This window comes from Streptomyces sp. NPDC059456 (genome assembly GCF_042750055.1).
Lineage (GTDB): Bacteria > Actinomycetota > Actinomycetes > Streptomycetales > Streptomycetaceae > Streptomyces.
The window spans coordinates 1-9,425 of the sequence record NZ_JBHYVA010000304.1; the positions used below are offsets into that span (position 1 = coordinate 1).

Genomic DNA, 9,425 nt, shown 5'->3' on the forward strand with positions numbered 1-9,425 from the left:
GTCCCGGGGCGCCTGCGCGGCGGCTGCGGGGGCGGGCGGGAACCCGTACCCGTCCTGCGGCGCCGGCGCGGGGGCGGCCGGGAATCCGGAGCCGTCCTGGGGCGCGGGCGCAGGGGCGGGCGGCGGGAAGCCGTAGCCGTCCTGCGGGCCGGGGGAGGACGGGAACCCTGAGCCGTCCTGCGGTGCCGTTGGGGCGGGCGGGAACCCGTATCCGTCCTGCGGTGCCGGCGTGGGCGCGGAGCCGGACGGGAAGCCGTCCTGCGGCGCGGGCGCGGGGGCGGCCGGGAATCCGGAGCCGTCCTGCGATGCCGGCGCAGACGGGAAGCCGTTCGGGGGCGCAGGTACAGGTGAGGGCACCGGGGCGGGCGGGAACCCGTAGCCGTCCTGCGGCGCGGGTGTGGGGGCAGGCGGCAGCCCCGAGCCGTCCTGCGGTGCCGAAGCGGGCGCGGAGGCAGACGGGAAGGAGTCCTGGGGTGCCGTCGTGGCGGGGAACGCGGGTGGCAGCGCCGGGAGTTCGCCGGCAGGTCCCCCGAAGGGGGCCTCCACGGGCGGGTGAACCGCATCCGCGGGGCTGACGGGGCTCGGTGCCGGCGGCACGGGGACGGCGTCCTGGGGCTCCTGCGGCGCAGCCACGGGCTCCGGGTCCCCGAACGGGACGGCCGTCCCGTCGGGCGGGGTGTCCTGCCGCTGGACGGGCTTCACGAGCGGTCCGGGCACGTCGGTGGCCGGGGCGGCGAAGGGAGCCGGGGCCGGGGGAGCGGGCACCTCGGCCGGTGCCGGCAGGGCCGGGGCCGGCGGGAAGGGCGCGTCGGCGGCGGGCGCCGGGGTGCTGTCCGCGGGCGGCGGGAACGCTGCCGGGAGGGGCAGGGCGGGTGACTCGGCCGGAGCCGGAGCCGGAGCCGGAGCCGGAGCCGGAGCCGGGGAGCCTGCGGCGTCCGACGGCGTGCGCGGGGCCGGCGGGGCGATCCGCATCGTCGGCGGCGAGGCCACGTCCGTCGGGCGGTGGGGTTCGAAGCCGCTGCCTTCGGGGAGGCCCGGTACGGGAGTGGCCGGGGTCGCGCCCTGCGTGTACCAGGCCGGCGGGGTGTAGTCGATGGTGAACTCGCCCGTCACCTCGGGCTCCGCGTCGGACTGATCGTCCGTCGGGACGTCCCAAGTCCCGCCGCGCCTCTCGTTCCGATCGCCGCTCACTGGTCCTCCTGGTCTGTCGAACACTGGTCCGGCGCCCACTTCGACGCCGCGCCCGCGCCCAGCCTAATCGCGCGCCGACACCGGTGTCCGCCCCCGTCGGACGTCCTGCGCCGCGGGGGCCCTCGCGGGCGGCTTGCGGCCGTCGTCCTCGTCGTCCTGCCTACAGGGTGGGCGCGCCCTGAGCAACCGTTACCGGGCCGGTGGCGGGCGGTGCCGCTGATCCGCGAAGCGCGCACCACATCCGCCGATGCGGCGGGGCGGCCGGCTCGGCCCCCCGGGCCGGAGAGGCCCCGGGCACGTCCCGTAACCGCGGGCGGAACTGCGGCGGGGCCGACGGTGCCACACGGGCCCGTGCGCCCCAACGGCGAGCCGGGAGCCCGCCCCTGCGCCCGAGGCCCAGGCCTCTCGGTCTCACGCCCGACGAGCCCACGGCTCCGCACGGCTCCTGCGCTCAACCCGGCGCGACGGGAGGGCCCGGCAGGCACCACCCCTGCACCCAGGCTCCCGCGAGACGCCCGGCTCGACGTACCGCGCACGAGCGAGAGGGCGCGGTGTGGCCCCGCCCCCGGCTGAACGCCGGGAGGGCGGTGCATCCCAGGGCTTCACCGTCCCGCGTTGCGAGACCGGCGAGAACCTCGGCCGCGCCCGCTCCCTGTCTTCGCGCCGGCCTCGGGCCGAAGCCGGGAAGCGGCCGGATGCCGGGGGCTCTCCAACCCCCGCAACGGCCCGGGCAGGGCCCTGGCTGCGCTCCGGTCGCCGCTTCCCGCCCCCGGCGGGGAGTCCGGCTTCGCCCCCGCTTCGGGTCGAGCGGCGGGAGGGCGGTGGACGCCGGGGCGCTCCGTCCCGCGTTGCGCGGCTCCCGCGCTTCGTGCACCAGGCGAGGGGCCCGGTTCCGCGCCGGCCTCGGGCCGAAGCCGGGAAGGGGCCGGATGCCGGGGCTCTCCAACCCGCTTGCGCGGCCCCGGCTGGGCCCTGGGCGTGTTCCCGCTCCCTGCTTCGCATGCCCGGCCAGGGGCCCGGCCTTGCTCTGGGTTCGGGCCCGCGGTCCGTGTTGCGGGGGCCGGGCACGGGCCTGGCTGCGCTTTCCGGCCCCCGTTCCGCACACCCGGCGGAGGTGCTCGGCCCCCCCGTGTACGGGGCCCGCGGCGGGGTCAGTCGATGCGGCGGGCGGGGCCCAGGAGGCCCGTTTCGGCTTCCGTGCCCTGCGTCATCACGAACTGGCGGTCCCGCGGCGTGCACCACAACGTGACCCCGTCGCCCAGCGTCGGCAGCGAATCCACCGCCGCCCGCGGCAGGTTCATCAGGCGGCCCAGCTGGTCCGCCTCGTCGGGGGAGACCCGCTGGACGCCCACCAGCGACGAGTTCTGCAGCAGCCTCGGCGCCGTCGGGCTCAGGTACGGAAGCAGGGTCAGCACCGACTGCCAGGGTCCCGCCACCACGCGCCCGCGCGGCGGCCGCATTCCGCAGTCGCGGATCACCAGCACCGGGCTGCCCGCCGACGCGCCCTGCGGCGGCACCCGGCCGACCTCGTGCAGCGTCACGCACTGCTGGCCGCCGCCCGCCGCCTGGGCCAGCCCGGACCACACCTGCCCGCGGCCGGTCTCCACCGCGACCCGCGCGCCCGTGGCCGCCGCGCGCAGCGCCAGCACCTGCGCCGTCCACAGACCGCCGATCAGCGTCACCTCGTACGGCGTCGGCCGGTTGACGCCGAGCACCGCCGGGCGCCCCTCGGCGTCCACGCCGATGACGACGCCGTCGTCCCCGACCGGCAGTGCCAGCATGTCCAGGTCCACCGCCGGGACCGTGTGCCGTTCCCGGCGCGGGCCGATCAGCCCGAAGCCGCCCCTCATCGCGCCCCTCCCAGCGGCAGCGAAGCCAGCAGCCCCGGTACCTGTTCACGGTCGAGCCGGACCAGCCCGGTGCGCACACCGCGGGCCGTCCGTTCCAGTTCCCGGCGGGCCGCGACGAGTTCCTCGTCGCTGCGGCCCGTGACCCGTACGTGGCCGGTCAGCGTCACGCCCTGGCGCTCCGCCGGTGCCATCGTCAGGCTGAAGTTCGTCGCCAGCGCGGGCAGCGAGGTCAGCAGCGCCACGAACTGCGGCAGGGACGCCGCTCCGCTGCCGCCGAGCTGCGGCCAGCGGCCTATCCAGTACGTGGTGTGCCGCCGGTCGTCGCAGCGCCAGGTGCGCGCCGTCTCCTCCGTCCGCCGGCCGGTGCTCGCCGAGCGCCCCGCCTGCGTGATCGCCATCGGGTTCGCGCAGGAGGAGGTGGCCAGCGCGGCCGTCAGCTCCTGCTCGGTGAGCACGGTCGCGCGGAACCCGGCCCCGGTCAGCCGGCTCGCCAACTGGTCGGCGGCGCGCACCACACAGCGCTGCGCGCCCCCGAGCCCGCCGCCGCGCGCGGTGACCGCCTCGGGGCACAGCTCCGGGTCGAGCTTGAGCGCGATCCAGGTCAGCCGGACCGCGGGGGCGCCCGTGGTGGCCTGGAGCGGCGCGTAGTTGCGGGTGGCCATCGACTGTGCGGGCAGGTGCGGGGCCGGCGCGGGCTGGGTGTGCTGCACCAGCTGCGCGGACTCCAGCCGGATGCCGTCGACTTCGAGGATGTCCCGGACGAGGGCCAGGGGCAGCGGCCGCGCACTCCGGTCGGGCCGCAGCGCGGTGGCGTCCATGTCCACCTGGACCACGGCCGTCAGGAACGTCCCGTCACCGACCATGCCCACCGGCCGCCGGTCGCGGTCGCTGAACGTGAGGGTGCGCAGCGCCGGATCGGCCTCGACGAGCGGGGCCAGCCCCGGCTCGGTGCCCGCCGGTACCGTGAAGGCCGCGGCCCGCCGGCGCCGGGAGCGCAGCGCGAGCGCGCCGCCGATCCACTCGGGCAGGGAGCGCTGATGACGGCGTACGACGGCGAGCACCACCAGGACGAGCGCCAGCACACCGGCGGGAACCAGCAGCAGCGGCTCCACGACCCAGGCCACCAGCAGGGCGGCCACGGCGATCTGGAGCAGCACGAGTTGTTGCAATCGGAACGGACCGAAACGGCCCGGGCTCGACTTCGGATACGGCGTCACCCCGCCGCGTACGGGTGCCGGCGCGCCCGTCTGCGGCTGCGTCGCGGTGGCCATCAGGCGCCCACCTCGCCTTTCTGGGGCCGTACCCCGTGAGTAGCGGAGCCGGGAGCTGCCCGCCGCAGGGCCCCGGAATCTCCCCAATCCACCCCAACAAGCCCTGAATACCCCGACGACCCCTGAATGGTGGGGTCCGGAAGGCAGTGAGCGGCAGCCTCACCCTACCCGGCCCGTGGGCACCCTCCGTCAAGAGGCATAGTAGGTCTCCGGTCCGACAATCGAGGCCCGGGGGACCGTACTCACCGACCGGGCCGTGCGGGGAGAAGCAGACGGTCATGGCATCACGACGTGATGAACTCAACGCGTACACCTTTGCGAAGCGGCGCACGGTGGCCGCGTTCCTCCAGCCTTCCGCCACGGGCTCCGAGGAAGGTGCGCCGCGTCCGCTGCGCGCGGTCCTGCCCGGGCTGGTGGCGGGGGCGCTCGTACTCGCCGGGTTCGGTGCCTGGGGGATGTTCAAGCCGCAGGCGCCCAAGGGCTGGGACCAGGCCGGCACCAACGTCATCGTCGGCAAGCAGTCGACGACCCGGTACGTGGTGCTGACGACCAAGGTGAACGGCAAGGACCAGACCCGGCTGCACCCGGTGCTCAACCTCGCTTCCGCCCGGCTGCTCCTGGACCCGCAGAAGTTCAAGGTCATCCAGATCGACGACAAGATCCTGGACGCGGGCAAGCCGCCGCGCGGGCCCATCATCGGCATCCCGTACGCGCCCGACCGGCTGCCCGCCCCGCAGGACGCGGGCAAGGCCAAGCGCTGGGCCGTCTGTCAGGCACCGGGCGGCAACGGCAAGACCGTTCAGACCGCGACGTTCGTCCTCGCCGACCGCGAGGCGGGGCTGATGGACGACGCCCGCAAGGTCACCGACAGCCAGATGCTGTACGTGCAGAGCACCGGCGGCGCCAAGGAGCGCTACCTGGTCGACGCGACGGGGACGAAGTACAAGTTCCCCGAAGGCGGCGCGGACGCCGGGAAGATGACCAACGCGCTGGTCGGCAGCACCGGCGCCACCCCGCAGCAGGTCACCCAGGCGTGGCTGGACACCCTCAACTCCGGCGACGACCTGGCCTTCCCGCAGCTGCCCGTCGCGGCCGGCACGAAGGCCGACGTGCAGGGCCTGACCACCGCCGACAACAAGGTCGGCATGGTGCTGACGGCGCAGACCGGCTCCGGCGCACAGCACTACGTCGTCCTGCCCGGGAAGGTCGCGCCGGTCTCCGACTTCGTGGCGTGGCTGCTGATCTCCGCGCCGGCGACCGACGGCCTCAACATGCACGGCAAGCCCCGCGAGGTCGACCTCCAGTCGCTGAACCCGGACGCCACGGCGTTCAAGGGCGAGGCCAGGTGGCCGCAGAAGAAGTCCGACCGGATCAACCAGGCCGGCGCCGCGGACCCCGCGCAGGGCGCCCCCGCCGCGGCCGGCACGCCCCAGGGCGCCGCCGCGCGCGACACCGTCTGCAACGTGCTGCGCTCGGTCGACGGCCAGGGCAACCAGACGCTGAGCACGTGGGCCGGCACCGGGTTCCCCATCGACATCACCGCCAGCGGCACCAGCGCGTACGTCACCCCGGGCTCGGGACTGCTGTACACGCAGGTCCAGGGCCGGCAGACGACGGCGGGCGGCGCCCTGTTCCTGGTCACCGACACCGGCCTGCGGTACGCGGTGCAGGCCAACGGCGACAGCGACGCCGAGAAGTCGAAGATCGGTGCCCCCGACCAGCCGAACGGCCAGGGCGCCGCGGACGGCCGCCCCGAGGCCAGCCAGGCGCAGATCCGGCTCGGCTACGGGACCGTGACCCCGGCCCTGGTGCCCATCGCCTGGTCCGAGTTCCTCTCGAAGGGGCCGCGCCTGGACACCAACTCCGCCCGCCAGCCCCAGGGTTCGTGAGGACACCGCCGATGCCCATGCCCCCGTACACGCGCAGCGCACTCGTCACCGCCGCGCTCGCCGTCGCCGCCCTGTCCGGTACGACCACCACGGCCGGCGCCGCCACGGATGCCACCGCGGCCGCACCGCACCCGGGGCCCGTCCGCGCGCCGGCGCTGGACCTCGCGGGCGCCGGCGAATGCACCTTCCCGATGAAGAAGCAGATCGCCGACCGCCCCTGGGCCCTGCAGCGGCTGCTCCTCGACGCGCTCTGGGCGCAGACCAAGGGCAAGGACAAGAGCGGCAAGCCCGTCCGCGTCGCGGTCATCGACACCGGGGTCGACCGTGCGAACCCGCAGCTCAGCGGCGCCATCGACGTCGGTGCGGGCAAGGACCTCATCGACCCCAAGGGCGGCGACGGCACCACCGACACGGTCGGCCACGGCACCAAGGTGGCCGGTCTGATCGCGGCCCGGCCGCAGGACGGCACCGGCTTCGTCGGCCTGGCCCCCGAGGCCACCATCATCCCGATCCGGCAGAACGACGGGCAGGGCAAGGGCAACGCCCAGTCGCTGGGCGCGGCGATCGACCACGCGGTGGCCAAGGGCGCGCAGGTCATCAACATCTCCCAGGACACCGACGTCCCGCTGAGCGCCGACTCCGACCTCGGCAAGGCCGTCCAGCGGGCCGTCGACGCGAAGGTCGTCGTCGTGGCCTCGGCCGGCAACGACGGCATGAACGGCGAGAAGCGCAAGACCTACCCGGCGGCCTTCCCCGGCGTCCTCGCCGTGGCCGCCTCGGACCGCAACAACGAGCGGGCCGCGTTCTCCCAGCCCGGCGACTTCATCGCGGTGGCCGCGCCCGGCGTCGACATGGTCTCCACCGTCCCCGGCTTCGGCCAGTGCATCGACAACGGCACCAGTTTCTCGGCGCCTTACGTCGCCGGCGTCGCCGCCCTGCTGCGCGCGAAGCACGAGGACTGGACCCCGCAGGAGATCGTCTGGCAGATCGAGGGGACCGCCGAGCGCTCGGTCAACGGCCGTGACGACTACGTCGGATGGGGCGTCGTCGACCCGGTCCGCGCGGTCACCCAGGACCACGAGCGCCCCAAGGCCCCCGTCCCGGACCCCGGCCCGCCCCCGGCGGCCGCCCCCGAGGCGGCGGCGCTGCGGATGACGGAGACGGCGCAGGAGCGCGAGGAGCGGTACGGGACGTACGCTCTGGGCATCGCGGGCGTGCTGATCGCGGTCATCGCGGGCACGGCGACGGTGGTGCGCGACGCCCGCAGGCGCCGCGGCCGTTTGCAGTGAACCGTCACAGTTCATCAACGGAAGCGGCCTGCCGATGTTGGGACCGTCAGATGAACTGGCTAGAGTGACACCAGGCTTCACGACTGTGATCGGGGGATCGCGTGAGGCGGAGGGGGAATTCCGGGCCGCGTGACTCGCATCCGCGCCGGGAACCTCCCTTCCGCTGCGCAATCCGCCGGTTCTGCCGGCGAATTGAGAAGTGAGGAGCTTCGGATGAGCAATTTCGGACTCGCAGACGATCCGATCGTCCAGGCGAAGAACAAGATCGAGACGACGGCCCGTGCCGTCACCACCCAGTCCCGCGAGCTGGCCGACATCCTCGCCACGGTGAGCGCCGGCTGGACCGGTGTGGGTGCCTCGGGCTTCGTTTCCGCCCAGACGGTCGTCAACGAGGACCACGACGAGATCCGTCGTCTGCTCGGTGTGCTGCACAACGCGGTCGCGCAGACCAAGAACCTCAGCAACGCGCAGGACGACGACGTGCGTGCGGCGTTCAAGACGGTGCAGGCCGGTGCCGGCCAGGGCGGCTCCGGCCTCAACAGCATCTGACCCGCCCTTTTTGCGTCGTTCCCCACACAGCTCAGCTCAGCGCGAAGGAGAAGAACATGGCTGGCTCCGACGGCCACACCAAGGTCCGGTATGAGAGCGTCCAGGAGATGGCGAACCGCATCCGCGTCGTCTCGAAGAAGATCGTGACGGACCTGGAGGAGATGGACCAGGCCCTGAAGGTCGTCACGGACACCTGGGACGGTGAGGCGCACCAGGCCTACATCACGCTCCAGGGGAAGTACAAGGCCAAGGCCGAGCACATGAAGAACCAGCTGGAGCAGGTCGCCCAGCTGATCGAGCGCGGCAAGGGCGACTACCGCGCCACCGACGTGAAGGCCTCGCGCCTGTTCACCGAGGCTTACTGAGCCCGGCCGGCCGCAGCCGCATGCGGATACGGGGCGCGCCCGCACCGGGCGCGCCCCGTCGCCGTACCCCGGCCCGGTCCCGGGCCCGCCGGGTTCAGCGCGAGCCGCGGTCCAGGTCGAACTCCCCGTCCCTGGCCCCGAGCACGAAGGCCTCCCACTCGGCCGCCGTGTAGCGCAGGACGGTGTCCCGGTCGAGCGAGGACCGCATGGCCACCGCGCCCTCGGGCAGCCGCGCGATCTCGACCCGCTCCTCGTCGGGGCTGGTCCCGGGCGGGCCCTCCCACTCCACGCCGCTGATGTCGAGCGCGTACAGCTCGTCCTTCTCCTGCTGGGTGCCCATGTGCGGCCTTTCCCTCGGCGGTGCGGTGCTCCCGCGGTCTTCCCTGGCGATTATCGGTGCTGCACGCGGGAGCGGGGGAGGGTTTCCCTCCGATCACCCCGTACCCGGCCGGCCGCTCACCCCTGCACCTGCACCGCGAGGGCCTGAGCGATGCCCTCGACCTGGCCGCGGCTCAGCCCGCTGGGGCCCGCCTCCCCGGCGGTCAGCAGCAGCGAGGCGTCCCCGTCGCCGTCGAGTTCGAGCCGTACGGCGGCCACGTTCCCGCCCGGGGCCAGGACCGCCGTACCGGCCTTCGCCGCGGCCGCCCGCGCCCCGAACGGCACCAGCCCCTCCGGGCCCACGCCGGCCGCCTTCGAGACCACGGGGAACAGCACGGACAGCGCCTGCGGCCTCCGCGTGGCGACGGTGTGCACCTCCAGGTCCTCCCCGCCGATGTGGAAGACGCAGCCCACCACCCCTCCGGGATTGCGGGCCAGGGGAGCGTCCGGATCGGATCCCCCGTCGCTCGCCCCGGAGAGGGCGGGCAGGTCGGCCGTGGCGTACCCCGGGCCCGTGTCCCCCGCCCCCCCCGCGGCCCGGGCCGCCGCCGCGAAGTCGTAGGGCGGTGTCTTATACACAAATGACGCTGCCGACGCCTATGAGAGTGTATATATCGGTGGTCGGCGGATCATTAAAATATTG

Annotated in this window: 9 protein-coding genes; 4 read left to right on the forward strand and 5 right to left on the reverse strand. The window is 74.5% G+C overall.

Annotated elements, in window-relative coordinates:
* From ACFXA3_RS24270 to eccE, 3 genes are all read right to left on the reverse strand, one after another.
* On the reverse strand, positions 1-1,191 hold a 1,191-nt coding region (locus ACFXA3_RS24270), incomplete at its 3' end, for an SCO5717 family growth-regulating ATPase (protein WP_385190050.1).
* A 1,151-nt stretch (positions 1,192-2,342) separates the two neighbouring features.
* Complete coding sequence (locus ACFXA3_RS24275) at positions 2,343-3,041, reverse strand: hypothetical protein (protein ID WP_385190052.1); 699 nt, start codon at positions 3,039-3,041, stop codon at positions 2,343-2,345.
* Complete coding sequence (eccE, locus tag ACFXA3_RS24280; RefSeq protein WP_385190053.1) at positions 3,038-4,312, reverse strand: type VII secretion protein EccE; 1,275 nt, start codon at positions 4,310-4,312, stop codon at positions 3,038-3,040. The genes ACFXA3_RS24275 and eccE overlap by 4 nt, the downstream gene beginning before the upstream one ends.
* Positions 4,313-4,590: 278 nt before the next feature.
* On the opposite strand from eccE, the gene eccB reads away from it, so the two are divergent.
* From eccB to ACFXA3_RS24300, 4 genes are all read left to right on the forward strand, one after another.
* On the forward strand, positions 4,591-6,201 hold the full coding sequence (eccB, locus tag ACFXA3_RS24285) for a type VII secretion protein EccB (protein ID WP_385190054.1): 1,611 nt from the start codon (positions 4,591-4,593) through the stop codon (positions 6,199-6,201).
* 11 nt (positions 6,202-6,212) lie between these two features.
* The gene (mycP, locus tag ACFXA3_RS24290) at positions 6,213-7,490 is read left to right on the forward strand and encodes a type VII secretion-associated serine protease mycosin (protein WP_385190057.1); all 1,278 of its coding nucleotides are present in this window, start codon (positions 6,213-6,215) and stop codon (positions 7,488-7,490) included.
* A gap of 213 nt (positions 7,491-7,703) precedes the next feature.
* Positions 7,704-8,039 (forward strand): WXG100 family type VII secretion target, encoded by a 336-nt coding sequence (locus tag ACFXA3_RS24295; RefSeq protein ID WP_054220986.1) that lies wholly within the window; start codon positions 7,704-7,706, stop codon positions 8,037-8,039.
* A gap of 56 nt (positions 8,040-8,095) precedes the next feature.
* Positions 8,096-8,404 (forward strand): WXG100 family type VII secretion target, encoded by a 309-nt coding sequence (locus ACFXA3_RS24300; RefSeq protein WP_054220985.1) that lies wholly within the window; start codon positions 8,096-8,098, stop codon positions 8,402-8,404.
* Between the two features lie 94 nt (positions 8,405-8,498).
* On the opposite strand, the gene ACFXA3_RS24305 is transcribed toward ACFXA3_RS24300, so the two are convergent.
* Both ACFXA3_RS24305 and ACFXA3_RS24310 read right to left on the reverse strand, forming a co-directional pair.
* Positions 8,499-8,744, reverse strand: a complete 246-nt coding sequence (locus ACFXA3_RS24305; protein WP_053786186.1) for a DUF397 domain-containing protein — start codon at positions 8,742-8,744, stop codon at positions 8,499-8,501.
* 116 nt (positions 8,745-8,860) lie between these two features.
* Positions 8,861-9,361 (reverse strand): hypothetical protein, encoded by a 501-nt coding sequence (locus ACFXA3_RS24310; protein WP_385190060.1) that lies wholly within the window; start codon positions 9,359-9,361, stop codon positions 8,861-8,863.
* Positions 9,362-9,425: the final 64 nt, after the last annotated feature.